Origin of the sequence: Actinopolymorpha sp. B11F2 (assembly GCF_040195635.1) — a bacterium.
Classification (GTDB): domain Bacteria; phylum Actinomycetota; class Actinomycetes; order Propionibacteriales; family Actinopolymorphaceae; genus Thermasporomyces.
This window is the reverse complement of sequence record NZ_JBEFTX010000011.1, coordinates 66,507-92,187: the sequence shown is the minus strand read 5'-3', so window position 1 is coordinate 92,187 and position 25,681 is coordinate 66,507. Positions and strand designations below refer to the sequence as shown.

The window sequence follows — 25,681 nt, the reverse complement described above, 5'->3', positions numbered from 1 at the left end:
GGCCCCTGTCTAGGGCAGACCCATGAGCGTCCCACCAACGACGTTCGGCGCGCGAGTGGCCAATGCTTGACCGGGTGGTGTCGGACGTTTCCAGTGATCAGGCGACATGTCCCCTATGGCGGGAATGCTGGCCGATACAGGTCCCATACGTACGGTGATTGAGGACACACGTCACGACAATTTTTCTCCCGACATGTCATCATGCGTCCTTGGCGTACGTTTCCGACCCTGCAGGAGGTGGCCGCCGTGCGACGCCAACGAAGTGTGTGGTGGGCAGCGCTTGGAGCACTGGTTCTCGTTTTCTGGCAGGGCCAGGTCGCACATGCGGCGACCGGTCCGGCCGACGCAGCGGGTGACCACTGCGTCGTCGCGCTTGACGCCACCTCGGTCGACGACACCACGGCAGCACCCGAGTCGGCGAGCGCCCCGACGTGCTTCGACACCTTCGCCGCCGCGATCGACTTCGCGACCGGCGGACGCGTCGCGCTCGACGCGGACGCGACCAGTGTCAGTGAGAAGCAACTCATGTCCGCGGGCGCCGTCTCTTCGGAAGTGAGTCAGGTGGCACGACCGCTGCTCGGCGTCGAGTACCAGAACGGTAGCTACGGCGGCAGTTCGCTCGTGCTCTACGGATCCAGCGGGACCGGATGCTACTCGGGTGACTGGTACGGCTTCCCCAGCATGGCTGACCTGGGATTCAACAACCGGATCTCCTCGGCGAAGATGTACTCCAACTGCCTCGGAAAGCATCACGACGGCACGAGTTACACCGGCAGTTACACCTACTGTGACGCGAACTGCCCGTCCCTGGGTTCGATGAACGACCGTACGTCGTCGATCAAGTTCATCTGACGACGACCACCCGTTCACAACGAGAGCGGTGGACACCCGGCGTAGGTCGTACGGACGAGTGCCGTCCGGAGGAATTCGCCCGGTCGAGCTTCCGCTCGCTGATCCGGCTACCCGCTCTCGCTGAGGAGCCTGGCGTACCCGCTGAGTGTGGTTGGTCCCCATGGCCGCGCTGCCGCCCGGGGGCAGCGCGGCCATCCCTGCGCTGGTTTACCTCGTGGTCTGGGGGAGACCGAGGCGTTCACAGGTGGAGGGGGAACCTGGGAACACCCCGGCAACACCCTCTTCGAGGGTGCAGGCCACGAGGTTGGGGACCTGGTACCTGGCCGTCGAGTCCTCCGGCACCTCACTGGCGCCGTCGGTACTGATCTGGCCGTCCTGCCAGGCTTGTGCACACGCCTCCACCGGATCGGCGATGGCGACGGTGCCGCTGTCGGATTCCTTCGCGCCGGCCGGCATGTTGCGGCCGACCGCGACCCGCGCTCCGGCGACGTTGTCGGAATCCAGGTCTGGTTGGGCGTAGCAGAGGACGCTGGCCCTGTCCTCGGCGGGCTTGAACGCGACGTAGGCCGTGGCGGCTCCGCCGGCGACTACCAGAGCGAGTGCGCCGCCACCCACGGCCACGCCCTGCCAGGAGCGCCGCCACCATGGGCGGCGGGTCCCGCTCACCTCCGCTTCGAGCGCCTCCCTGATGGCGTCACGGCGCCCGCGCGGCATCGCGCGTGGCGGCGGGATCCGGTCGATGTCGGTCATGTCATTAGTCCCCGTTCACCACATTTGGCCGACGACGGATGGGTCGGGAGAGCACCCGCCGGGCGCGGGGTGGGCGCGGGACCCCCCGTATGTCCCGCGTCCACCTCGAGCCCGGCGAGCCGCCGGAGGTGTTCGCGAGCGCGGGAGAGGCGGGAGCGCACCGTGCCGACCGGTATCCCGAGGGCCACCGCGGCATCGGAGTAGCTGAGTCCCGCCCATACGCACAACGCGAGCACATCCTGCTCATCGGGCAGTAGGCGGGTGAACACCTGGAGCACCCGCCGCATGGCACGCTCGTCGTCCACTCGCGAGGCGGCCTCTTCCGCCGGGTCGGGCGCCACCACGGCGGGAGGAAGCTTCGCGAGGAGGCGACGGTGCCGCCGCAGGCTACGGTCGCGGTTGCGTACGACGTTGTTGGCAACCGCGAGCAGCCAAGGGAGGATCGACTCGCCGCTGAGGGACACGTCACGGCGCCGCCGCCAGGCTTCGAGGAAGACCACCGAGGCGAGATCCTCGGCCGCCTCCCACGATCCGGTACGACGAAAGCAGTGGTTGTAGACCGCGTCGGCGTGCCGCTCGAAAAGGGCACCGAACGCCGACGGGTCGCCCTTGGCGGCACTGCGCCAGAGCTCTCCGTCGGCGACATCGCCGGTCTCGAGCTGATCCACACCCGGTCTATGTCCACACGTCGGGGGCGGTTCCGAACTTTTTGCTGAGCGTCTTCTCGGCATGGGAAACCTTCGTGGTGGTCGGCCCCCAGTGTCCGTCACGCCGCTCTTGTCGTCACTCGTCATGTTCGCGCCACCCGACCGCCCCGAAACGCCGGTGATCATGGCGGTGCGGCGCTGCGGCGGTGCGGCGAGCTCGGGGGCTGCGGGCCGCCGCAGCGGGCGCGCGGCTCAGGGGGCGCGCGGCTCAGAGGGCGCGGAGGGGACGCCCGGTGTGGGCGGCTCGGACCAGAAGCGGGCTCGGTCGGTAGCGCCCGCCAGGGCACGCCCGCGCCAGCGTGGTGAGGACCTCGGCGACGACGCCGGGGCCGATCCGGTCACCCCACGCCAGTGGACCCTGGGGGTAGCCGGTGCCGAGGCGCATCGCGGTATCGACGTCCTCGGCCGCCGCCTCGCGCCGGGCAACCAGGTCGACGGCCTCGTTGACCAGCATGCTGATCGTGCGGGCGACGATGAGGGCGGGTACGTCGTCGATCACGCTGACGGTGAGGCCCGCGGCCTGGAACATCCCGACGGCCTCGTCGAGCGTCGCTGCCTCGCAGGTGTCGCTGGGCGCGAGGCAGACCCGGCTGGCCGTGGCGGCGTCCTCCACCCAGTCAAGGGCCACCGCGTCGCCGTCGACGGTGGCCGGCTCGCCGAGCGTTTCGAGGACCAGGCCGCCGCTGGGGAGTTCGATGCCGTACGCCGACTCTCCGGGTTCGAACTCCCCTGATCCCGCGCGTGTTCCGGCCGGACCTGTGTCGTACCGCTCCACGCTCACGCCGGAGTCCGCGATCCGGTCGAGCAGTCCGTAGCAGGCGGCGAACCCGCCGTGATAGGTGACCCGCTCGGGTGCCGGCCGGGCCTCGGCGGTCTGGGGCCGCGGTCGTTCGGAGCCGTCGTAGGCGTACCAGCCGCGGCCGGTCTTGCGGCCCAACCAGCCTGCGTCGACCACCTGCTGCTGTGCGACGAACGGCGCATAACGTGGGTCGCCGAACGTTTGCTCCCAGACCGAACGGCCGACGGCGAGGTTGACGTCGTTGCCCACCAGGTCGGCGAGTTCGAACGCACCCATCGGGAACCCGCCCGCCTCCCTGAGTACGACGTCGATCGTGGCGCAGTCGGCGCCGCCCTGCTCGAGTACCTCCATGGCCTCGCCGTAGAAGGGTCGTGCGACCCGGTTGGCGACGAACCCCGGAGTCGACGCGCAGCGCACCGGGGTCTTGCCCCAGGCGGTGGCGGTCGCCGCAACGGTCGCCGCGACCTCCGGGTCGGTGGTGGCGCCCGCTGGGACCTCGACCAGTGCCATCAGCGGAGCCGGGTTGAAGAAGTGCATGCCGGTGACACGTCCGGGATGCTGGAGGCCGGAGGCGATCGCGGTCACCGACAGGGTGGACGTGTTGGTGGCGAGAATGGCGGTGTCGGCGCAGACCTTCTCCAAGGCGGCGAAGAGTTCGCGTTTCGCGGGAAGTTGCTCGACGATCGCTTCGACGACGAGTCCGCACGTGGCCAGCGCGTCGAGGGCGTCGACCGCCTCCAGCCGGGCCTTGGCGTCGGCCGCCGCGGCGGCGGTCATGCGTTCCTTCTCGACCAGCCGGTCCAGGCGGGCGTGGATCTGTGCGACGCCACGGGCCGCCGCGCCGTCGAGGGCGTCGTACAACCGGACGCGGTGGCCGGCGACGACCGCGACCTGTGCGATGCCGGCGCCCATCGTGCCCGCACCGACGACACCGACCGGGGTTGAACGAGGGAGTTCCGCCATGCCGCCCATCCTGTCGGACGTCGTGATGATCGCCACCTGACCCGGCCGAAATGACCACGCTGAGCATGCCTGTGGAACCTTGGACAGGTGTCGACGCCTGTCCGGAGACCGCAGTCCTGCTCAGCGTGGTCATTTGCCGGGCCGGCACGGCGAGAGTCGAGTCAGTCAGAACGCCATGGGCGGGCGAACTCCTACGTCGGAACGCCATGGCCATGAGCGGGGGCGAGCGCCCGTGCGGTCGGAACGCCGCTACGTCGCAACGTCGCGAGCGCCGACGACACGTCAGGGAGAGCTGGTGGCCTTCGCGAGCTTGGACAGCAACAGGACCTCCGCGAGGCACGCCCGCCCGAACTCGCCCAGGTGCAGGCTCTCGTCGGCGCCGTGCGCCCGGGAGTGCGGATCGGCCGCGCCGGTGACGAGAATCGCCGCCGCCGGGAAGGCCTGGGCGAACTCCGCGATGAACGGAATGGTGCCGCCGATACCGATGTCGACCGGCTCGCGTCCCCAGGACTCGCGGAACGCCTCCCGCGCGGCGTCATAGGCCGGGCCTTCTGCGTTGGCGGAGTACGGCTCACCGACGTCGCCGACGCTGACCTCGACCTCACACCCCCACGGCGCGTTGGCGCGCAGGTGGTCAACCAGCGCGGTACGGGCGCGTACGGCGTCGTCGCCCGGCGCCAGCCGGATGCTCACCTTCGCCCGGGCGACAGGGTGCAGCGTGTTGGACGCGTCGGCGACCCGGGGCGCGTCGATCGCGAGGACAGTCGCGGACGGCTTGGCCCAGATCCGTTCGGCGATGCTGCCGGTGCCGAGCAGTTCGACGCCGGGCAGGACGCTCGCCTCGGCGCGGAACCGGTCCTCCGGATAGTCGACGTCTGGCGGCTCCGCGGTGGCCAGCCCCTTGATCGCGACGTTGCCCGCGTCGTCGTGCAGGGTCGCGAGGAGCCGGCAGAGAGCGGTGAGAGCATCAGGTGCGGCGCCGCCGTACTGCCCCGAGTGCACCCCGTGGTCGAGCGCGCGCACCTCCACGACACAGTCCGCGAGGCCTCGCAGCGTGGTGGTGAGAGCGGGTACGCCGATGTCGAAGTTGGCCGAGTCGGCGAGGACGATGACGTCGGCCGCGAGTTGGTCGTGGTAGGTCTCGAGGAACGCCGACAACGTGGGCGAGCCGATCTCCTCCTCACCCTCGACGAAGACGGTGACGCCGACCGGTGGTGCTCCGTCGTACGCCCGGATGGCGGCAAGATGCATCGCGATCCCGGCCTTGTCGTCGGAGGCGCCGCGGCCGTAGAGCCGGCCGTCGCGTTCGGTCGGTTCGAACGGCGGGCTCGTCCACAGTGCAGGGTCGCCCGTCGGCTGGACGTCATGGTGGGCGTACAGCAGGACGGTCGGTTTGCCCGGCGGCGCGGGGAAGCGGGCGAGCACGGCCGGCTGGCCGCCCTCGACCTCGAGGATGTCGACCTCCGCGCCCTCGTCACGGAAGAGTTGCGCGGTCGCGTCGGCGGTGCGTCGTACGTCGTCGGCCGCGGCGGGGTTGGCACTCACCGACGGGATCCTGACCAGGTGCTCGAGCACCTCGCGGACGCCCGGGAGGACCCGGCTGACGGCACGCTGGGAGTCGGTTTCGATCACGATCACGCAGCGTACGCCTCGATCGGCAGGAACCTGCCCCAGCGGCCCGGAGCTGGCACCGTCCGGGGAGTCCTCCGTCCCTTTTCGATGTCGCTGTCCCGTTACGCCGAACGCATGAAACGCCACCCCTTGTGGGGTTTCGTCTTTGCATCTGGACGCCCGATAGGTGTTCGCCGAACCGTCCCCTAATCTAATGCCTACCATTCGTATAGGAACTGTCGGAGAAGTGGGGTCGCACTCGTGCGCAAACTCGTGCTCTTGAGCCTCGTCGGGCTCGCCGCGCAACTGGTCGACGGCAGTCTCGGCATGGCGTACGGCGTCACGTCGACGACGCTCCTCCTCGCCACTGGCGCCGCGCCCGCCGCCGCCTCGGCCACCGTCCACCTCGCTGAGATCGGCACCACGCTGGCGTCGGGTGCTTCGCACTGGCGGTTCGGCAACGTCGACTGGCGCGTCGTGCTGCGCATCGCGATCCCCGGCGGTGTCGGGGCGTTCGCCGGAGCCACGTTCCTGAGCGCGCTCTCGACCGAGACCGCCGCGCCGATCATGTCGGGCATCCTCCTCGCGCTCGGCGTCTACATCCTGATCCGGTTCACCGCGTGGGGCACCCCGCGTGGTCAACTGGGCAAGCCCGTACGCAAGCGGTTCCTGGCCCCGCTCGGCATCTTCGCGGGATTCGTCGACTCCACCGGTGGTGGCGGCTGGGGCCCGGTCGCGACGCCGGCCCTGCTCGCCAGCGGACGCATGGAGCCACGGAAGGTCGTCGGGTCGGTCGACACCAGTGAGTTCGTCGTCTCGGTGGCCGCCAGCATCGGTTTCCTGATCGGGCTCGGTGCCGAGGGCATTCCACTGAGCGCTGTCGCCGCCCTGCTGATCGGCGGTCTCATCGCCGCGCCGATCGCGGCCTGGCTGGTTCGCCACATCCCGGGCCGGATCCTCGGTTCGCTCGTGGGTGGCGTGATCGTCCTGACCAACGTACGCACCATCCTGCAGTCGGACTGGGTAGCCGCTCCGACTCCGACGCAGGCGACGGCGTACATCCTCATCGCGGCGCTGTGGGTCGCGGCGGTCCTGTGGTCGGTGCGCAGCCACCGGGCCGAGCGCGCCACGCTCGCCGGCGAGGCGGAGGAAGTCGTCCCCGCCTAGCGCGGACGACCCGGACCCGGTCGGTCCCTCTGGTCAGGCGACGACGGCGAGGGCGAAGGGGAGGACTTCGCCCGCCCCGGCGTGGCGGAGGGCCCTCGCGGCCACGGTCAACGTCCATCGTGAGTCGACGAGATCGTCGACCAACAGGATGGTCGGCCCGGAACCCGCGGTGTCCCCCGCCACCGATGCCAGACCATCGCGGACATCCGGCGGGACGGCGAGCCGGTCCCACACACCCGCCAACCGGAACGCGCTGTTGCCGCCGGGTTCCCCGGTCGGGCCGCCGTCGACGGGGGTGAGCGTTCCGAGCAGGGGCAGCCGGCCGATCCGGGCGAGACCCGCTGCGAGCGAACCCACGAGCGCTGGCCGCCGCCGCGACCCGACCGCGACGATGCCGGTGGGCCGGCGCTCCCATCCCCAGGTACGCAGGACGTCGACGCACGCGGTGAGGACGGCGTCCGGCACCGGCTCGTCGGCCGCATGGGGCGCCAGGATCTCGCGGAGCCGCTGACCCCAACCGAGGTCGGTGAGTCGAGCGACGGCACGGCCCGACGTGGCCCGCTCGTCGACCGGGATCTTGCCGCGGACGTCGACACCGAGCCGGTCCATGCCGCCCGGCCACATCGCGCGCGGCTCGATCGCCACGCCGACCCGCGCCAGCTGGCCGGTCGCCGCCTGCTGGGCCTCGGTCGAGACGTCACTGGGGTACCAGGGTTCGGCGCACCGGTCGCAGCGTCCACACCGGCCGGTCCTCTGCTCGGCATGACCGGGATCCGCGGCTGCGTGGTCGCCGACGACGTACGACGCACCGCCGACGGAGCGGTCGCGGTCGTCGAGAGGGGAGCTACCGGGAGCGTAGCCATCCAGGGTGGGGTCGTCGAGGACCCGCTGGAGATAGGCCATCCGGCAGTCCTCGCTGGCGATGTAGTCCAGCATCGACTGGGCTTCGGCCTCGCGGGCCGCCGTCACTCGTGCGTAGCGCTCCGCGTCGTAGGTCCACGGCTCGCCGGTCGCCGTCCAGCCACCGGAGACCCGCCGCACCGCGCCGTCGACGTCGAGGACCTTGAGCAGGAGCTCCAACCGGGTACGCCGGATGTCGACGACCGCCTCGAGCGCTGCCGCGGACATTGGTCGCCCCGCCTCGGCGAGGGCGGTGAGGACGGCGTCGGCCTGGACCTGTCGCGGCATGGACGCGGTGGCGAAGTAGCGCCAGATGTCGACGTCCTCGATGCCGGGCAGGAGCAGCACGTCGGCCCGTTCGGTCGCCCGGCCCGCGCGGCCCACCTGCTGGTAGTAGGCGATCGGGGACGCGGGCGCCCCCACGTGGACGACGAACCCGAGGTCGGGCTTGTCGAACCCCATCCCGAGTGCGGACGTCGCGACGAGTGCCTTCACCTGGTTGTCGCGCAGCGCTTCCTCGGCCGCTCGGCGTTCGGCGTCATCCGTACGTCCGGTATAGGCGCGGACGACATGACCGGCGTCGCGCAGCAGCGCGGCGATGTCGTCGGCGGCGCTCACCGTGAGGGTGTAGATGATGCCGCTGCCCGTCAGCTCGTCGAGGTGCGAGACCAGCCACGCGAGTCGCATCTGTGCGGTGGGGAGCCGGAGTACGCCGAGCCGCAGGCTGTCACGGGCGAGCGGGCCGCGCAGGGTGAGGACCTCGCCACCGCCGAGCTGCTCGGCGACGTCGGCGACGACCCGTGCGTTGGCGGTGGCGGTCGTGCCGAGGACAGGGGTGTCGTCCGGCAGGTCGCCGAGCAGGTCGCGGATGCGGCGGTAGTCGGGGCGGAAGTCGTGTCCCCAGTCGGAGACGCAGTGGGCCTCGTCGACGACGAGGAGTCCGGCGCGGGCGGCGAGGTCGGGCAGCTGCTCCTCGCGGAACCGGGGATTGTTGAGGCGTTCGGGCGACACCAGCAGGACGTCGACCTCGTCGACGGCCAGCGCCTTGGCGATGTCGGTCCACTCCTCGGCATTGGCGGAGTTGATGGTCAACGCACGGATGCCAGCACGCTCGGCGGCTGCTACCTGGTCGCGCATCAGGGCGAGGAGCGGCGACACGATCAGCGTCGGACCGGCGCCCTGGCTCCTGCGGAGCGCGGTGGCGACGAAGTAGACCGCCGACTTGCCCCAGCCGGTGCGCTGGACGACGAGGACCCTCCTGCGCTGCGCGACCAGTGCCTCGATCGCTTCCCACTGCCCGTCGCGGAACGTCGCCTCGGGCGTACCGACGAGCCGCCGCAGCAGGTCGTCGGCGTCCTGGCGGAGCTGGTCGGGCGAGGCCGTGAGTTCGTCGGTCACTCCGCCGACGCTAGCCCCCCGGTCCGACAGGGCATCGGCGGCGTGAGGTGAATCGGTGGCGTGGGGCTCCGGGCATAGAAAAGCCCCTCACGTCGGGGGGTGTCGCGAGGGGCTTCTCCAGATGGCTTCGGACCACCGGCGATCAGACGGCGTCGATCCTCGAACGGTTCCGTGGTTCGGCAAGAATTTTCTCCGATTTAGCTGTTCCCGCTCCGCGGGACGGACAGCGGGAGGTACCCGGAGAGGTCGGTGCGCTCGCCGCTGGCATGAACGGCGCCCTCGTGCACGGCGTCATGCCATGTACGCCTTCCGGCGCAGAGCAGGATCCACGTCACCGGATCCATCTCCACAACGCCGGGTGGCGTACCGCGGGTGTGTCGCGGGCCGGGGACGCACTGGATCGCGGCGTACGGCGGAACCCGCACCTCCACCGACCTGCCCGGCGCCTTGCCGGCGAGCAGCGCGAGGAAGTGGCGGACCAGCAGACGTAGGTCATCGCGGTCCGGCTCGGTCTGGGCGTCGAGGGCGTCGAGCGCCCCGAGGACCCGGCTCAGTGCGGCGGCGGCTTCGTCCGGGTCTGCCGGCCGGAGGCGGGAAGGCACCTGCCGGAGCCTAGATGACCAACTCCACGGGGAGTCGCCTGGCTCGCGGCTCCCCGTCTCCCGACTGGCCGGGTACTCGTCGATCGGGAGTTGTCCCGTACGAACGGATCCCGTCCCACGCTCGCGACCTTCGGACAGGTCTCCGGCGGCTGGGGACACCCCGGGATTTCACCACTCGTTCGCCGCCGGTCTCGTGCGCGTCACGCCTGCGACGGAGAGCGACCAAGCGTTCACCAGGTGCCCGTTGTGGCGCCATCTGCGGTCCCGATGACGTTCGGTCCTGTTCGTCAGCCTCTGAGGTGTCTGATCCCGCTGGTCCGCCTGGTCCCGCTGGTCCGTCTGGTCTCGCTGGTCCCGTCTGGTCTCGCTGGTCCCGTCTGGTCTCGCTTGTCCCGCTCGTCCTGCCGTGCACCGCCGCACGCGACGCCTGACCACCCCTTCTTCCCGCGGAGACACCCATGTCTGAGCTGTCCCGTCGACGTCTACTGACCCTGGGCGGCGTGTCCGTCGGAGCCGCACTCACCGGCGTCGTGCCGGCGTTCGGCACGGCGAGCGCCGCTCCCGTCCGGCAGTCCGCCGGCCGCATCGCCGCCACCACACCTTCGCGCTTCGCCGCACCCGGCGCCGTCACCCGCAGCCTGCCCACCGACCTCTTCGGGCTCGGCGTGGCCTCCGGAGACCCCTGGCCGGACTCCGTCGTGCTCTGGACCCGCCTCGCGCCCGACCCGCTGGAAGGCGGCGGCATGCCGGACCGGGCGATACCGGTGGAGTGGGAGATCGCCACCGACGAGCGCTTCCGTCGGTCCGTGCGCCGGGGCACAGCGCACGCACGTCCGGAGTTCGGCCACAGCGTTCACGTGGAGCCCGGCGGCCTGCGGGCGGGAAGTGAGTACTTCTACCGCTTCCGTGCCGGCACGGAGGTCTCGTCGGTCGGGCGGACCCGTACGGCGCCGGCCGCCGGAACGTCGCCCCGCCGGCTGCGGCTTGCGTACGCCTCCTGCCAGAACTACCAGCAGGGCTTCTACGTCGCCCATCGCGACCTCGCCGAACAGGACCTCGACCTGGTGGCGTTCCTCGGCGACTACATCTACGAGTCGCCGCCGTCGGACACGGGCGTACGCCGGCACGAGGGCGAAGGCGAGCCGTTCTCGCTGGTCGAGTACCGCAACCGCTACGCCCGCTACAAGACCGACGCCGACCTCCGCGCGGCGCACGCCGCCTGCCCGTGGATCGTGACGTTCGACGACCACGAGGTCGACAACGACTGGGCCGGACCGGTGCCGCAGGACCCTGACCAACAGGCGCCCGAGGAGTTCCGGGAGCGCCGGGCGGCGGCGTTCCAGGCGTGGTACGAACACATGCCGGTACGCAGGTCCGTCGCGCCGGAGGGCGCCAGCATCCAGGCGTACCGCCGGTTCAGCTGGGGCGACCTCGCGCGGATCCACGTGCTCGACACTCGGCAGTACCGAAGCGACCAGCCCACCACGCCGGACGAGGCCGACGACCCGGCGCGCACCATGACGGGTTCGGACCAGGAGGCCTGGCTCGTCGGCGGGCTGACCAGCGGTCGGCAACGCTGGAACCTCCTCGCCAACCAGGCGCCGATGGCACAGACCGACCGGAAGGCCGGACCGGAGCAGGTGCTGTGGACGGACCCGTGGGACGGCTACCGCGCCCAGCGAAGGCGGCTCTTCGAGGTCCTCGGCTCGTCGCGAGTCGCCAACCCGGTGGTGCTGACCGGTGACCGGCACTTCACGATGGCCTGCGACCTGACCACCGACTTCGACGATCCCGAGGCGCGCGTGGTCGGCGCGGAGATCGTGGGGACCTCGATCTCGTCCGGCGGGGACCTGGCTCCCGCGGACTGGCACGGGACCTGGGACCAGATCATCGCGGAGTCGCCCTACTGGAAGTACGGCGACGGTCGGCGTGGCTACGTGGTGTGCGACGTCGACCGCGAGGCGATCGTGGCGACGTTGCGAGTCGCGTCCGCGGTGGCCGTGGAGGACGGGTCGGTGTCGGCGGCCAAGCGTTTCGTGGTCGAGGCTGGCCGTCGGGGCGTCGAGCTTTCTTGAGCCAGGATCGGCGCGTCCCTTGCCGTAGCGGTGAACGTGCCCCGTGGTCATGGAGTGCCCCATGATCGTGAAGGAAGCGCGGCGGATACGCCGACGACCTTCATGATCACGATCATGATCACGGGGTGGTCGAGGCGGGGTGGCGGAGCTGAAGGGGAAACCGGGACAAGCCCCGGATCGTGAACGACGTACGCCGGTGAACCGGACCCGCACGGACCCGCTCGGGAAGGCGCTCGGCCAGGACCCGGAAGGCGATCTCACCCTCCAGCCTGGCCAGCGGCGCGCCCACGCAGTAGTGGATCCCACTCGAGAACGCCAGATGCTCGACGCCGGTCTGGCGCGCGATGTCGAACCGGTCCGGGCCGTCGTAGACCTCGGCGTCCCGGCCGGCCGCGCCGAGGAGGACGACGACCCACTGGCCGGGCCGGACCGTGCGCCCCGCCAGCTCGATCTCCTCGTGGGCGATCCGGGTGGTGCCCTGGACGGGCGGGTCGTACCGCAGCACCTCCTCGACCACGCCCGGCGCCAGCGAGGGGTCAGCGCGGAGGCGTTCCCACTGGTCGGGGTGCGCGAGGAGGGCCAGCATGCCGTTGCCGATCAGGTTGACGGTCGTCTCGAACCCGGCGACCAGGAGCAGCCGCGCTGTGTTGAGCAGCTCCCGGCCGTTGAGTGTCTCCTCGTCCAGTGGCCCGGTGAGGCGACTGATCACGTCGTCGCCGGGTTCGGTGCGGCGTTGCTCGACGAGGCGGCTGAAGAGTGCGTTGAGGTCGGCTTTCGCCTCGTGCAGCTCGCGGGCGTGCCGAACGGAGCGGACGCCGTCGAGGGACGCCCCGACGATGTTGCCGTACCGCGAGAATCGGTCCACGTCGACGTCCGGGATCCCCAGCAGGTCGCTGATCACCGCGATCGGCAGCGGAGTAGCGAAGTCCCTGATCAGGTCGAACTCACCGTTCGCGAGCGCCTTGTCGAGGAGCTCGTGGGTCGTACGCTCGATGCGTTCGCGGTAGCCCGCGATCATGCGAGGACCGAACGCCGGCGCGACGAGCCGCCGTAGCCGGGAATGGTGGGGCGGATCGAGCTCGAGGAACGACATGTCCCACTCGGGCCTTGACTCGTCGAGAGCTGTGTTGCCCGAGGTCGGCCCCCTGGCGTCGTCCGCCGGCGGGTAGGGGGCGCACTTCTCCCGGACGCCGAACCTACGGTCACGCAGGACCTGGTTGGCCACCTGGTGTCGGGCAGCGACCCAGGCCCCGGTCCGGCTGCGCGGCAGCGGACCCTCGGCACGTAGCCGCGCGTAGAGGGGGTACGGATCGAGGATTCCGGCCGGAAGCCAGACCCGGCTGAGCGTGTCGCCCCTGACGCGGCCGAGCCACCACACGCCGAACCGCTGCCTCCACAGCCGGCCGGTCAGTGCGAGCGCGGCCTTCGCACGGGCCGCCGCCGTCTCGGTGTCGCCGTTGGCCACTGTCATGAGCTACCCACCTCCTGCTGACGGTCGGTCCGGCCAGCGCATGGGACCGATCCGTCCGCCGGCTGCGCCCGTCCGGTGTCGCCCGGCCGGTGTCGACGACCTCCGGACCGCACGCCATCCCGGTAACGATCGGGCCGCACGCCGTGCTCCGAGCCGTGGCCGGAGGCAGGAAGCTGCCACGCCGGTGGGCTACGTACGCGTCGAGCGCCGATGAGCCGGAACACTCACGACGCTGGTGGGAGTGGCCCAGTCCGGATTGAGTACGCCGACGGGTGATCGTCGGCGGCCGAGCCGCGAGGCTCGGGTTCTCGAGTGGTGCTGCTCGGTACCGCTCGCCAAGACCGCCGGTTCCAGGTTGCCCTACGGCCATACAGGCCGACGGAACCGGTGGCCGCCAAGCCGGGGTGGTTCCTTCTTCCTCCACCACCGCGGCCGGGTCCGCCCGCGCTGGAAGACGACGGGGGTTTGCGGGCGTACGGATCCGAGTTCGGCCCGGGCCGGGCTTCGCCTCGCGCGTGCTCGCCCGGGCCGACGGCGGTCCCACGCGGCAGGTGCCGCCAATCTCTCAAGTGCGTAGGCCAAGGCGGGGCGGCTGTGTCCTCGGCGACGGCGAGAGGGCCTGTCGGAGTCGGCGGTCGCGCTCGCGGCCAACCGAGTACGCGTGCGGTGTCGATGTTGAGTACGCCAGCGGATTCGGGCGCACCGCGATGGACGCGAAACTCGCTGACATGAGCGACGCGGCGGACGAAGCAGCAGCCCGCCGCCGGCACCCACCGGCGGCCTGCTGCCGTCACCTGAGGGGGCGGCGCGTCGCTCATCACAGGTCCACCGGTTCCTGGTCGCCCGACGGCCACCCAGGCCAAAGGGAATCCGGTGGCCGCCGTGCCGTGGTGGTAAGCGTCCCTCCATCACCTCGGCCGGGTTCCGCGTCCGGACGTACGGCCGGGGGGCTGGATGTGGGTACTCGTTTCGGCCCGGGGTCGGCTTCGCCTCGTGCGAAGGTCCCCGGGCCGTCGGCGGTGAACGACAGCGTGCGGGAGAGCCGTCGCCACCCCGGCACACAGGCAAGGTGGCGACGGCTCTCGTTGACCCGGCGGCAGGGCCTGGGCGGCCTCCGGCCCGGTGGGCAGGGGCCTAAGCCGCCTTGCCGGTCCCGACCTGTTCGTCCGTCCCCGGCGCCAGCTCGGAGCTGTCCCGGAGCGCGAGCCGGACGACTTCGGCGGCGTCGTCGACGAGATGCACGGTGAGGTCGGCGAGGACTCCCGCAGGCAGATCGTCGAGGTCGGGCTCGTTCTTCCGCGGCAGGATCACCTCGGTGAGTCCCGCCCGGTGCGCGGCCAGCAACTTCTGCTTGACGCCGCCGATCGGTAGCACCCGTCCGGTCAGCGAGACCTCGCCGGTCATACCGACCTCCGGGCGTACCGGCCGTCCGGACAACATCGACGCCAGCGCCGCCGTCATCGTCACGCCGGCCGACGGGCCGTCCTTGGGTACAGCACCCGCGGGCACGTGCACGTGGACGCGGTGGTCGGCGAGCGCGTCGGTCGGTACGCCGAGTCCGGCGCCCTGCGCCCGCAGGTACGACACGGCGATCTGGGCCGACTCCTTCATCACGTCGCCGAGCTGGCCGGTCAATGTGAGACCCGGCTCGCCCGCCATCGTGGCGGCCTCGACGTACAGCACGTCACCGCCGGCACCCGTCACCGCGAGCCCGGTCGCGACACCCGGGGTCGAGCCGTCGCGGGCCGACTCGGGCAGGAACCTCGGCTTGCCGAGGTAGACCTTCACGTCGTCGGCGGCCACGCGGACCGGAGCGCTCGCGCGGTCGGTGGCCAGCGCGGTCGCGACCTTGCGGAGGATCTTCGCGATCGCGCGTTCGAGCCCGCGGACCCCTGCCTCCCGGGTGTAGTCGGCCGCTACCGTACGAAGGGCGGAGTCCTCCACTGCCACGTCGTCGGCAGACAGCGCGGCCCGGTCGAGTGCCTGCGGCAGCAGGTGGTCCCGCGCGATGGCGACCTTCTCGTCCTCGGTGTACCCGTCGAGCGCGACGAGCTCCATCCGGTCCAGCAGCGCCGGCGGGATGGTGTCGGCAACGTTCGCGGTGGCGAGGAACAGGACGTCGGACAGGTCCAGCTCCACCTCGAGGTAGTGGTCACGGAACGTGTGGTTCTGCGCCGGGTCGAGCACCTCGAGGAGGGCGGCCGCGGGGTCGCCTCGGAAGTCGGAGCCGACCTTGTCCACCTCGTCGAGCAGGACGACCGGGTTCATCGAACCGGCCTCCTTGATGGCGCGGACGATACGTCCGGCCATCGCGCCGACGTACGTACGCCGGTGACCGCGGATCTCGGCCTCGTCGCGGACACCGCCGAGCGCCACCCGGACGAACTTCCGGCCGAGCGCGTGCGCCACCGACTCGCCCAGCGAGGTCTTGCCGACGCCGGGTGGGCCGACCAGCGCCAGGACGGCACCGGAGCCCCGGCCGCCGACGGCCTGCAGGCCTCGGGTCGCCCGCCGCGAACGCACCGCGAGGTACTCCACGATCCGGTCCTTCACGTCGTCGAGCCCGGCGTGGTCGGCGTCGAGGACCTCACGGGCGCCGGTGATGTCCGTGGTGTCGTCCGTCCGTACGTTCCAGGGAAGGTCGAGGATCGTGTCGAGCCAGGTACGGATCCAGCCGACCTCCGGTGACTGCTCGGAGGTGCGTTCGAGCTTGTCGACCTCGCGGAGAGCGGCCTCGCGGACCTTCTCCGGCAGATCGGCGGCCTCGACGCGGGACCGGTAGTCGTCGGCGCCCTCGGGGTCGTCCTCACCGAGCTCTTTGCGGATGGCCGCGAGCTGCTGGCGCAGGACGTACTCCCGCTGGGTCTTGTCCATCGTGTCCCGCACCTCGTCGCGGATCTTCTCCGTGACTTCCAGCTCGGCCAGATGGGCGCGGGTCCATTCGAGGAGAAGCGTGAGGCGCTCGCGGGTGTCGGGGGTCTCGAGAAGCCGGACCTTCTTGTCGGTCTCGAGCCACGAGGCGTAGCCGGCCGCGTCGGCGAGCTCGCTCGGGTCGTTCATCCGCTGGACGGCGTCGACGACCTGCCAGGCGTCGCGGGCGGTGAGGATCGAGACCAGGACGGACTTGTACTCCCGGGCCAGCTCGCGGGTCGCGTCATCTGGCGCGGGGACGTCGAGGACCTCGGCCTCGACCCACAGGGCCGCGCCGGGTCCGTTGACGCCGACGCCGACCTTCGCGCGCCCGGTGGCGCGGAGGGCGACGGCCGGTTCGCCGGTGGGAAGGCGGCCGACCTGGGCGATCTCGGCGATGGCGCCGACTGCGCCGTACTTCCCGTCGAGGCGGGGTACGACGAGGACCCTGGGCGTCTCATCGGTCGTGTCGCGCTTGCCGGATCCGTTGGATTCGTACGACCTGCCGGATTCGTACGAAGAGTCTGGACGTGAGGCACCGGCCGGCGTGGTGCCACGGGCGGCGAGCCGGGCCGCGTCGACGGCGGCCTGGCGGTCACCGTCGAGCTCCACGGGCACGACCATGCCGGGAAGGACGACGGTGTCGGCCAGGAAGAGCAGTGGGAGTGTCAGCGTGGTCATGCCCACCACAACCGATTACACGCTTACATGCATTCCCGGATGCTTCGAAGAAATGAGATGCGAACGTTGTCCACAGATGCTGGCCGCGTCTCCACGGGGCAACCCCTCCGACCACTAGCGTCATTCCTGGTCACCCGCTCCGCACAAGCCTGGTGACCGATGTCGGGTGGTCGCCGCCTCCTGTCCCTCCGGCGACCACTGACGTTCTGCCGCGGTGGCCACGGGTCCCCCACCCGTTCGCGCCCCGTGTGCAGCCACGACGGGGGAAGGGCCCCGGCCTCGGCCCTTCCCCCTGGTGCATTGCCACGTGCCAACGAAGGGATCTGGAGGTCCACGATGAACCACCTGCACATCGCTGCCCCGGGAAAGGGTGAAGGCCACCCGGCCCGACTCGCCGCCTGCCGCCAGGTGTGGCGCTCCGGCCTTGTCGCAATCGCCGTTGTGGCAACCCTCCTGATCAGTTCGCCGGCCCTGGCCGATGAGACCCATGTCGGACCCGACCGAAATGTGGCGACGGAGGGCTCCTAGCGTCGGCGCCTCGCGGCCGCTCCCCGTGCTGACCCGCGCGGCCCGGGGTCCTCTTTGCGCAGTAGTGCTGAGTACGACCTGAGTATCCGTACGGATGTCCCTCGACTGGTCCTCCGCCACTCTTGCCCGATGGACATCGAACAGCGGCCGGTCCCGGCGGGTCTCGAGGGGAGCGACAGGGGCTCGACCGTGCAGCGCCCGTCCGCTCAGCGTCCGTCCGTTCAGGGGTCGAACGCCGGAGCGGCCGCCGGCGGCGGTCTGGCGTGGTCCACCGTCTTCACCCTCGGTCCGTATGTTCTGGCGATCCTCGCCCTGCTCGCGTGGTCCTGGCCGAGAGATCAGGTGGGGGGCGGCCAGTGCGAAGGCCTCGGATTCGGCTGCACGCTCACCCAGCGCGACGGGGCCGTGCTGCTCGCGTTCATGTCGGCGCCGTTCGCGGCGCTCGCGACCGGTGTCGCCTGGCTGGTCGTCCTGCTCCTGCAGCTCAGTCCGGCCAGGCGCTGGGCCGGCGCAGCTCAGGGTGCGCTGGCGGCGGCCACCGTCCTGGCCGCTTCGGGCACGATCGCCGTGGTCGGCCTCTAGTAGTGCTTTTGGGGTGGATCGTTCCGATTGTCGTGGTGTCACGATCGGCGACTCTGGATTCCTCGGAACCGTCAGGAATCGGTGACTGGCCCCAGGCCCGCTTGATTCCGGCGACAGTCGTTCCGTGATACCCAATGCCGTGTGCCTGACCGGTTGGTGGGCGCCTGAATGGTCCTCAAGAGCGCCAAAAATGCGCCTTTACCTCCGCCGGATATGCGAGGGATTCAAGAAGGCGAATTGGTCGCACCTCCTGGAAATGCGGCATTGTGCCCAGCTGGTTCGTGGCCGCTTTGCTCGTCGCCCAATGCTCTTTGTGCTCTTTGCCGATTTTGCCCGCAAGTGATGTTCGGCAAGGGCTGGGTACTTCAAGGCGGACACCATTGCGATGTAAATCCAAATTGCCAGACCTTCCGACCTGGCAAACGAACGGATTGCGTCATTGTGGTGAAGGCACAACAAGTCTCACATGGGGGGAAGTCGGGTGAAGACGTTACCGTTGGGCAGGTTGCTGCGCGGCCTGATCAACCGCAGGACCTCTGGTGCTCGCATCGGCGCGGCTCTGGTACTCGGCGGGTTGGTGGCGCTGTCGTCGCCAGCATCGGCGAGCGCTGCGACCGCCATCGGACTGGGCACCGCCACTCAGTCGTACGCCGCGGATGGTACACCGCATAATGGCGGGAAGGACCACAAGAAGAAGGCTCTCTGTATCGACTCCACCTTTCAAGGCAACGACAAAATCCTGGCCTACGTCCCTGAGAAGGGACAGCTGTGGATATGGAAGGAAAACCGAGGAGCAGGGACTGTCGACCCGTGGATTCAGTTTGTCGAAACGGCAGACACCGAGCCCACACCTATTCCCGAGAACGTGATCTGCGCGACGGTCGCGGTTCAGGGTAACTCTCTCCACGTCACGATCGTCACCGATGGTCACTCGGTGAAGGACGCCGTGAACAACGCAGCACAAAGGGTTTGGCAGACGGTCTGCACCGTGAACCCGGATAACGAAGAGTTCCCGTTCGACCCGAATGGCGAGCTGCCGAACGGCGATCCACGCTGCGAGGAGTTCGATGAGCTCACGCCGCTGCCGGAAAGCAACGAGGCCGCTAACGAGCCTCGTGAGGTGAGCCCGTCGCTGTCCAGCACTGGGCCCAATACCGGAGACGGCGCGTCAGCGTCGGCTTCCGCCGGTGTGGGTCCGACGGCAATGGCCGGCGCTGGGATGCTCGGTCTGGCGTTGACCGCCGGAACCGTCATGCTGCTTCGCCGGCGTGGCCACGGCACGGCCGAGGCGTAACAAGTGCGGTCGAATCTGCGGCTGGTCCTCCGCCCCCAGCATTGGGGGCGGGGGACCGCCATGGTTTTGCTCGTGCTCATGGCGATCAGTGGCTTCGGCATGGTTGCGGCGGACACTCTCGGGCGACCTGCGCCACCGCCCATGCCGGTCACGACCACACCGCCACCGCAGCCGGAGGCGGCGTCCGCAGTACCTAAGCGCGACCGGCCGACGTCGGCCGCGTCCCAGGCGCGGGCGCAGGCTCCTGCGTCCAGTCCGTCGCCGTCACTGCTGGACTCACGATCAGCGCCGACACGCCTGGACATTCCCTCGATCGGCGTCTCGGCGCCGCTCGGTGGGGTCGGCAATGCGAGCAACGGTGCCATCGACGTACCGCCAGCGAACAAGCCGCATCTCGCCGGCTGGTACACCCCTGGCGCGACCCCCGGTCAACCTGGCCGCACCGTGATCGTGGGCCACCTGGACTCCAGGTACAGCGGCGCCGCTGTCTTCTACGATCTCGGGGCCCTGCGTCGCGGCGAGACCGTCACGGTCACCCGCCGCGATGGCATCGCGGTCGTCTACCGCGTCGACGGGGCGTCGATCCAGCCCAAGGACCAGTTCCCGGCGGATCAGATATACGCGCCCAGTAGCCGATCCGAACTCCGGCTGATCACCTGCGGTGGCAGCTTCGACAAGAAGACCGGCTGGTCAGACAACATCATCGTGTACGCCCACATGATCTCCTGGCACCGCACACCGGCCACCGGGTGGGAACGCCTCCTGCGTGACTACGCTCCGCCAAGCTAGCGGTGCTTCACGCAGCGCTCGTACACCGCCTCGCAGGGCGCCCCACGCTGCCCGCGCCACACACAGGTCCAGCATCTGCCCCAACCGCGCCGCCGGCGCCGTCGACCGGGACTACGAGGTCGATATCTGAGTAGCGGTCGGCGCGGCCAGCTGCCAGACTTCCGTACGCTTCGACAGCAACGACCCGCTGGTCCCGCCGCAGCAAGGCGCACATGCGCGACGCCAGGGCATCGCGTCTGCGCAGGTTTCTCAGCGTCTCGGGCTGCCGCCTGACCGCCATGGCGTCTCGTACGCCTCCAGAAGGTCGGCCGCCGTGATCCACCGGCGACTGATCCGGTCCACTGTCCATGTTCGGCATTACCATCTAAGTGCCGAACCGGGGAAGGAACTCCATGCCAGGCAATGCCACCTCATCGTCAAGTCACAGCGCCGGCACTCTCAGTCCGCTGCCGCCGCCCATTCCGAAGGGCGGGCGCGGCTACCTGTGGGCCATGATTCTCGTCGGTGCGCTCCTCGCCGTCACCCTCGGCGCCGTCGGTTTCGACTTCTTCAGCGTGCCCGGTGTCGACCCCGTGCGGGCCGGCAGCTGGTACTTCATGATCTCGTTGATGATCATCTTTCCTGCCGCCGTCACCGTGTTCGTCATGAGCTGCGGGGTCGTTGCCATCATGCGCGCCTGTGGTGCTCGGCGGTGGCCGGGTCTCCTCCAGGCGCTCCCGGCCGTCGTGATCGTCGTCGGCCTGCTGCTACTCCTCGTCCGCTGGCTCTTCTCCGGCCCTGACCTCGGCTGAGCCCGTTACGCCTTCTGGATCGACCCAGGTCCGGGGTGGCGGCTCGCCAGCATCCGCCCGCCCACCGCCAGCATCCGCCCGCCCACCGCCAGCATCCGCCCGCCAGCCACCAACATCCGCCCGCTTGGCGGCCAACCGCCAGCCGCCGCCCGCTTGGCGGCCGCCACTCGGCGGGCATCGGCCCGAACGGGAAGAAGGCAGGCGGTTCAGCTCTGCTCGTAGAGCGCGGGTAGCGTCCCGGACCACGCCGCCCGCAGCTCGGCCAGCGAGACATGGAACCGCGCGCCGGTCCCGCCGTCGCCGACCACGAGCGCGGCATCGTCACCGCCCGCCTCCACGACCCCGATCAGGGTCGACGGCACGCCCCGGGCCGCGCACAGGTCGGCGAACCGTTGCTTGTCCTGCGTACGTACGGCGACAACCGCGCGGGCCGAGGACTCGCTGAACAACGCCACGAACGGACCCAGCTCCGCCGGAAGCGTGAGTCGCGCGCCGAGGCCCGAGGACAGGCAGGACTCCACGACCGCCTGGGCGAGCCCGCCGTCGGACAGGTCGTGCGCCGCCTCGACGACACCGGCCCGGCCGGCCTCGATGAGGACGTCGGCGAGGGCGCGTTCGGCGTCGAGGTCCACCGTCGGCGGTGTGCCGCCGAGATGCCCGTGGACGACGTGGGCCCATTCGGACCCGCCGAACTCCTCCCGCGTCGTGCCCAGCAGGTAGATCTCGGCGCCGGGCGTGCGCCAGCCGTGCCGCACGCGCGTGGCCACGTCGTCGATCACGCCGAGCACCCCGACCACCGGGGTCGGCAGGATCGCCTGCTCGCCGGTCTGGTTGTAGAAGCTCACGTTGCCGCCGGTGACGGGCAGCCCGAGCGTGCGGCAGCCGTCGGCGAGACCCTCCGTCGCCTGCCCGAACTGCCACATGACGCCCGGGTCCTCCGGCGAGCCGAAGTTGAGGCAGTCGGTCACCGCAAGGGGCCGGGCGCCAGTGGCGGCGACGTTGCGGTAGGCCTCCGCGAGCGCGAGCTGCGTACCTGCGTAGGGGTCGAGCTTGGCGTAGCGCCCGTTGCAGTCGGTGGCGAGCGCGACCCCGAGGGAGGTGTCCTCGCTGACCCGGATCATGCCGGCATCCTCGGGCTGGGCGAGGACGGTGTTGCCGAGGACGTAGCGGTCGTACTGGTCGGTGACCCACGACCGGTCACTGAGGTTGGCCGAGGCCACCAGTTGGAGCAGGACCGCGCGGATGTCCTCCTCGAGGACCGGCCGGGCGAGGACGTCGGGGCCGTCGGCCTGCAGGTCGTCCTGCCAGAGCGGGCGGAGTACCGGGCGTTCGTAGACGGGACCCTCGTGCGCGACCGTCCGTGGGGGTACGTCGACGACCGTGTGGCCCTGCCATTCGACGGTCAGCCGGCCGGTGTCCTCGACCTCGCCGATCACCGTGGCGGGCACGTCCCACTTGGCGCAGATCGCGAGGAACTTCTCGACGTCGCCGGGCGCCACCACGGCCATCATGCGTTCCTGCGACTCGCTCATGAGGATCTCCTCGGGCGCGAGCGAGGAGTCGCGGAGGGGTACGCGGTCGAGCCAGACCCGCATCCCGCCCTCACCGGCCGACGCCAGCTCGGACGTCGCGCAGGAGAGGCCGGCACCACCGAGGTCCTGGATGCCGACGACGACGTCCTCGGCGAAGAGTTCGAGCGTGCACTCGATCAGCAGCTTCTCCATGAACGGGTCGCCGACCTGGACGCTCGGGCGCTTGGCCGGGCCGCTGGTGCCGTCGCCCGAGGCCGCGTCGAACGTCTCGCTCGCGAGCACCGACACCCCACCGATGCCGTCGCCGCCGGTCTTGGCGCCGTAGAGGATCACCTGGTTACCGACGCCGGAAGCCTTGGCGAGGTGCAGGTCCTCGTGCCTCAGCACCCCGACGCAGAGCGCGTTGACGAGCGGATTTCCGGCGTACGACGGATCGAAGACCACCTCGCCACCCACGTTGGGCAGGCCAAGGCAGTTGCCGTAACCACCGACGCCCGCGACCACGCCGGGCAGGACGCGGTGGGTGTCGGGCGCCTCCGCGGGGCCGAAGCGCAGGCTGTCCATCACCGCGACCGGGCGCGCGCCCATCGCGAGAATGTCGCGGACGATCCCGCCGACGCCGGTGGCCGCACCCTGGTAGGGCTCGACGTAGCTCGGGTGGTTGTGCGACTCGATCTTGAACGTCACCGCGTAGCCTTGCCCGACGTCGACGACACCGGCCTGCTCCCCGATGCCGGCGAGAAGCTTGCCGAGGCTCGTCTCGGTAGGCAGATCGCCGAACTTGCGCAGGTGCACCTTGCTCGACTTGTAGGAGCAGTGCTCGCTCCACATGACGGAGTACATCGCCAGCTCGCAGCTCGTCGGGCGGCGGCCGAGGATCTCGCGGATCCGTGCGTACTCCTCGTCCTTCAGACCGAGCTCGCGATACGGCTGTTCGAGGTCCGGGTTGTCCGCGGCGTACTTCACGGTGTCGACGGTCACAGTCACCTGGGGCACTCCGTCCGGACGAGGGGCGATGGGGCGCGTACGACAGGCCCCACGCTATCCAGAACCGCTCCTCCCGCCTCGGGGCGTCCCGTACCGGCTCGCCTTCCTGCGGAGAGTGACTGTTTCGACCGCCTCGGTGTCCCGCGGGTTCTGGCTGGCATGGTGTCGAGGAGGGTTCTTCCTGATCATGAAAGAAAACGGGTCCATACGCCCCGAAACGCTTCACGATCACGATCATGATCACGGGGAGGGGGCTGGAGCAGGGGGTTGCCGATCGAGCGCTTGTCGGCGCTGTGGCGCGCGATCGCCGTCACGGAGACGTCGCGGGGACGAACTGGCGCAGGAGCGAGGCGAAGAACCCGAGGCCGTCGGTCGTAGGTCCACACAGCTCTTCGACCGCGTGCTCGGGATGCGGCATCAGGCCCACGACGTTGCCCGCCTCGTTGCAGATGCCGGCGATGTCGCGGTAGGAGCCGTTCGGGTTGTCACCGGCATAGCGGACGACGACCTGGCCGCCGGCCTCGATTCGGTCCAGCGTCGCCTCGTCGGCGACGAAGCCACCTTCGCCGTTCTTGATCGGGATGACGATCTCCTGGCCGGCGGAGTACGCCGACGTCCACGCGGTGCCGGCGTTCTCGATCCGCAGCGGCTGGTCGCGGCAGACGAACTTGCGGCGATCGTTGCGGACGAGCGCCCCCGGCAGCAGGTGGGACTCGCACAGGACCTGGAAGCCGTTGCAGATGCCGAGCACCGGCAGCCCGTCCCGGGCGGCCTCGATGACCGGCGTCATGATCGGGGCGAAGCGGGCGATCGCACCGCACCGCAGGTAGTCGCCGTAGGAGAAGCCGCCCGGCAGCACCACCGCGTCGACGCCGCCGAGGTCGGTGTCGGCGTGCCAGAGCGCGACGGCCTCGCCGCCCGCGATCTCCACCGCCCGCCGGGCATCCCGGTCGTCGAGCGAACCGGGGAACGTGACGACGCCGATCCGAGTGCTCATGCTCTTCCCCTTTTGCATGACCGCTGCGGTGCCTCACTCCGGCACACCTCGTACCTCGGCGTTCCTGCGTGGGGGCTCCTCGCGCTCATGCCGTTCCCCTTTTCGCATGACCGCTGCGGTGCCTCACTCCGGCACACCTCGTACCTCGGCGTACCTGCGTGGGGGCTCCTCGCGCTCATGCCGTGCCCCCTTTGCATGGCCGCTGCGGTGCCTCACTCCGGCACACCTCGTACCTCGGCGTACCTCCGTGGGGGCTCCTCGCGCTCATGCGGGTTCCGCACCGACGGTCTCGACCCGGACCGTGAAGTCCTCGATCACGGTGTTGGCGAGCAGCGTCTCGGCGGCCCGCCGAAGCTCCGCAAGGCGCTCCTCGGTCAGATCGCCCTCCACCTCGAGTTCGAACCGCTTGCCCTGGCGTACGTCGGAGATGCCGGCGAAGCCCAGCCGGCCCAGTGCTCCGACGACGGCCCGACCCTGCGGGTCGAGGATCGCCCGTTTCGGCATCACATCGACGACGACCCTGGCCACAGTCGCACGCTCCTCACCTGCAGATCTCATGACAAGACGACGTGCCGCCAGCGTATCGAGCGGTGGCCGATGGTCCGTGCGGCGCCACCCGGGCGAACGTCTGGGTTCCCGCGGCCGGAAGAGTCGGTAGCCGGTCACAGGTGGCCCGGCCGCGCCGCCGCCGCTGCCGCGCCACCCGTCCGGCGCCCCGCCGGCGCCCGCCGGCGCCCGCCGGCGGCCCGGTGTCGGCGAGCCACATGTCCTGGATACGTAAGCTCCAGATATGCGGATGAGCGAGGGCGTCGAGTGGGCGCTCCACAGCTGCTTGAACCTGGCCTGGGTCGGGCCTGAGCACCGGGTGACTGCCGCGAGGCTGGCCGAGTTCTACGAACTGCCGACGGCGTACCTCAACAAGCAGCTGCAGGCCCTGGCCCGGGCAGGGATCGTGGTCTCGACGTCCGGGCCCCGAGGTGGTTTCCAGCTGGCCCGCGACCTCGACGCGATCACCCTGCTCGATGTGGTGGTCGCGATCGAGGGGCGCGACCCGGCCTTCCGGTGTACCGAGATCCGTCGTCGCGGGCCGGGAAGCGATCCCACCGACGACTACACGGACACGTGCGTGATAGCCCACGCGGTGGGGACCGCGGAGCTCGCCTGGCGTCGCGAACTTGCCCGGCAGACCCTTGCCGACGTACAGGCCGACGTGGAGCGGAAGGCGCCCGCGGTCCGTGATCGCACCAGGCGGTTGCTGAACGCCTGAACGCTTGAAGGTCTGAGCGCCCGCCACG

At 70.3% G+C, this 25,681-nt stretch carries 21 protein-coding genes; 8 read left to right on the top strand and 13 right to left on the bottom strand.

Going from position 1 to position 25,681, the window contains the following annotated elements:
- Window positions 1-246: 246 nt before the first annotated feature.
- Window positions 247-852 (top strand): hypothetical protein, encoded by a 606-nt coding sequence (locus tag ABN034_RS20195; RefSeq protein WP_349692535.1) that lies wholly within the window; start codon window positions 247-249, stop codon window positions 850-852.
- A 207-nt stretch (window positions 853-1,059) separates the two neighbouring features.
- Here ABN034_RS20195 and ABN034_RS20190 read toward each other — a convergent pair whose 3' ends face one another.
- The 4 genes from ABN034_RS20190 to ABN034_RS20175 form a co-directional block, all read right to left on the bottom strand.
- The gene (locus ABN034_RS20190) at window positions 1,060-1,602 is read right to left on the bottom strand and encodes a hypothetical protein (RefSeq protein WP_349692534.1); all 543 of its coding nucleotides are present in this window, start codon (window positions 1,600-1,602) and stop codon (window positions 1,060-1,062) included.
- A complete protein-coding gene (locus tag ABN034_RS20185) occupies window positions 1,599-2,270 on the bottom strand; it encodes an RNA polymerase sigma factor (protein WP_349328322.1) in 672 nt (223 codons plus the stop codon). Before ABN034_RS20185 ends, ABN034_RS20190 begins: the two co-directional genes overlap by 4 nt.
- A gap of 247 nt (window positions 2,271-2,517) precedes the next feature.
- Complete coding sequence (locus ABN034_RS20180; RefSeq protein WP_349692533.1) at window positions 2,518-4,071, bottom strand: 3-hydroxyacyl-CoA dehydrogenase; 1,554 nt, start codon at window positions 4,069-4,071, stop codon at window positions 2,518-2,520.
- Window positions 4,072-4,353: 282 nt separating this feature from the next.
- Window positions 4,354-5,703, bottom strand: a complete 1,350-nt coding sequence (locus ABN034_RS20175) for a dipeptidase (RefSeq protein WP_349692532.1) — start codon at window positions 5,701-5,703, stop codon at window positions 4,354-4,356.
- A gap of 252 nt (window positions 5,704-5,955) precedes the next feature.
- Here ABN034_RS20175 and ABN034_RS20170 point away from each other — a divergent pair, with 252 nt between their 5' ends.
- On the top strand, window positions 5,956-6,849 hold the full coding sequence (locus ABN034_RS20170; protein WP_349692681.1) for a sulfite exporter TauE/SafE family protein: 894 nt from the start codon (window positions 5,956-5,958) through the stop codon (window positions 6,847-6,849).
- Between the two features lie 33 nt (window positions 6,850-6,882).
- Here the strand turns inward: ABN034_RS20170 and ABN034_RS20165 are convergent, their stop codons facing one another.
- Window positions 6,883-9,147 (bottom strand): RecQ family ATP-dependent DNA helicase, encoded by a 2,265-nt coding sequence (locus ABN034_RS20165; RefSeq protein WP_349692531.1) that lies wholly within the window; start codon window positions 9,145-9,147, stop codon window positions 6,883-6,885.
- A gap of 197 nt (window positions 9,148-9,344) precedes the next feature.
- Window positions 9,345-9,749, bottom strand: coding sequence for a sterol carrier family protein (locus ABN034_RS20160; protein WP_349692530.1), 405 nt, complete (start codon window positions 9,747-9,749; stop codon window positions 9,345-9,347).
- 458 nt (window positions 9,750-10,207) lie between these two features.
- Between ABN034_RS20160 and ABN034_RS20155 the strand changes: the two genes are divergently transcribed.
- Entirely contained in the window at window positions 10,208-11,824 is a 1,617-nt protein-coding gene (locus tag ABN034_RS20155; protein ID WP_349692529.1) for an alkaline phosphatase D family protein, read from the top strand.
- A 118-nt stretch (window positions 11,825-11,942) separates the two neighbouring features.
- Here the strand turns inward: ABN034_RS20155 and ABN034_RS20150 are convergent, their stop codons facing one another.
- Both ABN034_RS20150 and lon read right to left on the bottom strand, forming a co-directional pair.
- Window positions 11,943-13,295: a cytochrome P450 gene (locus tag ABN034_RS20150; RefSeq protein WP_349692528.1), complete on the bottom strand. Its 1,353-nt coding sequence runs from the start codon at window positions 13,293-13,295 to the stop codon at window positions 11,943-11,945.
- 1,134 nt (window positions 13,296-14,429) lie between these two features.
- On the bottom strand, window positions 14,430-16,886 hold the full coding sequence (gene lon / locus ABN034_RS20145) for an endopeptidase La (protein WP_349692527.1): 2,457 nt from the start codon (window positions 16,884-16,886) through the stop codon (window positions 14,430-14,432).
- A gap of 657 nt (window positions 16,887-17,543) precedes the next feature.
- On the opposite strand from lon, the gene ABN034_RS20140 reads away from it, so the two are divergent.
- The 3 genes from ABN034_RS20140 (at window position 17,544) to ABN034_RS20130 (ending at window position 20,079) form a co-directional block, all read left to right on the top strand.
- The gene (locus tag ABN034_RS20140) at window positions 17,544-17,996 is read left to right on the top strand and encodes a hypothetical protein (RefSeq protein ID WP_349692526.1); all 453 of its coding nucleotides are present in this window, start codon (window positions 17,544-17,546) and stop codon (window positions 17,994-17,996) included.
- A 481-nt stretch (window positions 17,997-18,477) separates the two neighbouring features.
- The gene (locus ABN034_RS20135) at window positions 18,478-19,290 is read left to right on the top strand and encodes a hypothetical protein (protein ID WP_349692525.1); all 813 of its coding nucleotides are present in this window, start codon (window positions 18,478-18,480) and stop codon (window positions 19,288-19,290) included.
- A 78-nt stretch (window positions 19,291-19,368) separates the two neighbouring features.
- Window positions 19,369-20,079: a class F sortase gene (locus ABN034_RS20130; RefSeq protein ID WP_349692524.1), complete on the top strand. Its 711-nt coding sequence runs from the start codon at window positions 19,369-19,371 to the stop codon at window positions 20,077-20,079.
- A gap of 7 nt (window positions 20,080-20,086) precedes the next feature.
- Here the strand turns inward: ABN034_RS20130 and ABN034_RS34480 are convergent, their stop codons facing one another.
- A complete protein-coding gene (locus tag ABN034_RS34480) occupies window positions 20,087-20,293 on the bottom strand; it encodes a nucleotidyltransferase domain-containing protein (RefSeq protein ID WP_502879067.1) in 207 nt (68 codons plus the stop codon).
- 178 nt (window positions 20,294-20,471) lie between these two features.
- Here ABN034_RS34480 and ABN034_RS20125 point away from each other — a divergent pair, with 178 nt between their 5' ends.
- The gene (locus ABN034_RS20125; RefSeq protein WP_349692523.1) at window positions 20,472-20,870 is read left to right on the top strand and encodes a hypothetical protein; all 399 of its coding nucleotides are present in this window, start codon (window positions 20,472-20,474) and stop codon (window positions 20,868-20,870) included.
- Between the two features lie 5 nt (window positions 20,871-20,875).
- Here the strand turns inward: ABN034_RS20125 and ABN034_RS20120 are convergent, their stop codons facing one another.
- From ABN034_RS20120 to purS, 4 genes are all read right to left on the bottom strand, one after another.
- Window positions 20,876-21,037 carry a hypothetical protein gene (locus tag ABN034_RS20120; RefSeq protein WP_349692522.1) on the bottom strand — a complete coding sequence of 54 codons (162 nt, stop codon included), beginning with the start codon at window positions 21,035-21,037 and terminating at the stop codon, window positions 20,876-20,878.
- 39 nt (window positions 21,038-21,076) lie between these two features.
- Window positions 21,077-23,383 (bottom strand): phosphoribosylformylglycinamidine synthase subunit PurL, encoded by a 2,307-nt coding sequence (purL, locus tag ABN034_RS20115; protein WP_349692680.1) that lies wholly within the window; start codon window positions 23,381-23,383, stop codon window positions 21,077-21,079.
- Window positions 23,384-23,699: 316 nt separating this feature from the next.
- A complete protein-coding gene (gene purQ, locus ABN034_RS20110; protein ID WP_349692521.1) occupies window positions 23,700-24,386 on the bottom strand; it encodes a phosphoribosylformylglycinamidine synthase subunit PurQ in 687 nt (228 codons plus the stop codon).
- Between the two features lie 264 nt (window positions 24,387-24,650).
- Window positions 24,651-24,914, bottom strand: coding sequence for a phosphoribosylformylglycinamidine synthase subunit PurS (gene purS / locus ABN034_RS20105; protein ID WP_349692679.1), 264 nt, complete (start codon window positions 24,912-24,914; stop codon window positions 24,651-24,653).
- A gap of 262 nt (window positions 24,915-25,176) precedes the next feature.
- Between purS and ABN034_RS20100 the strand changes: the two genes are divergently transcribed.
- Window positions 25,177-25,653 (top strand): RrF2 family transcriptional regulator, encoded by a 477-nt coding sequence (locus ABN034_RS20100; RefSeq protein ID WP_349692520.1) that lies wholly within the window; start codon window positions 25,177-25,179, stop codon window positions 25,651-25,653.
- Window positions 25,654-25,681: the final 28 nt, after the last annotated feature.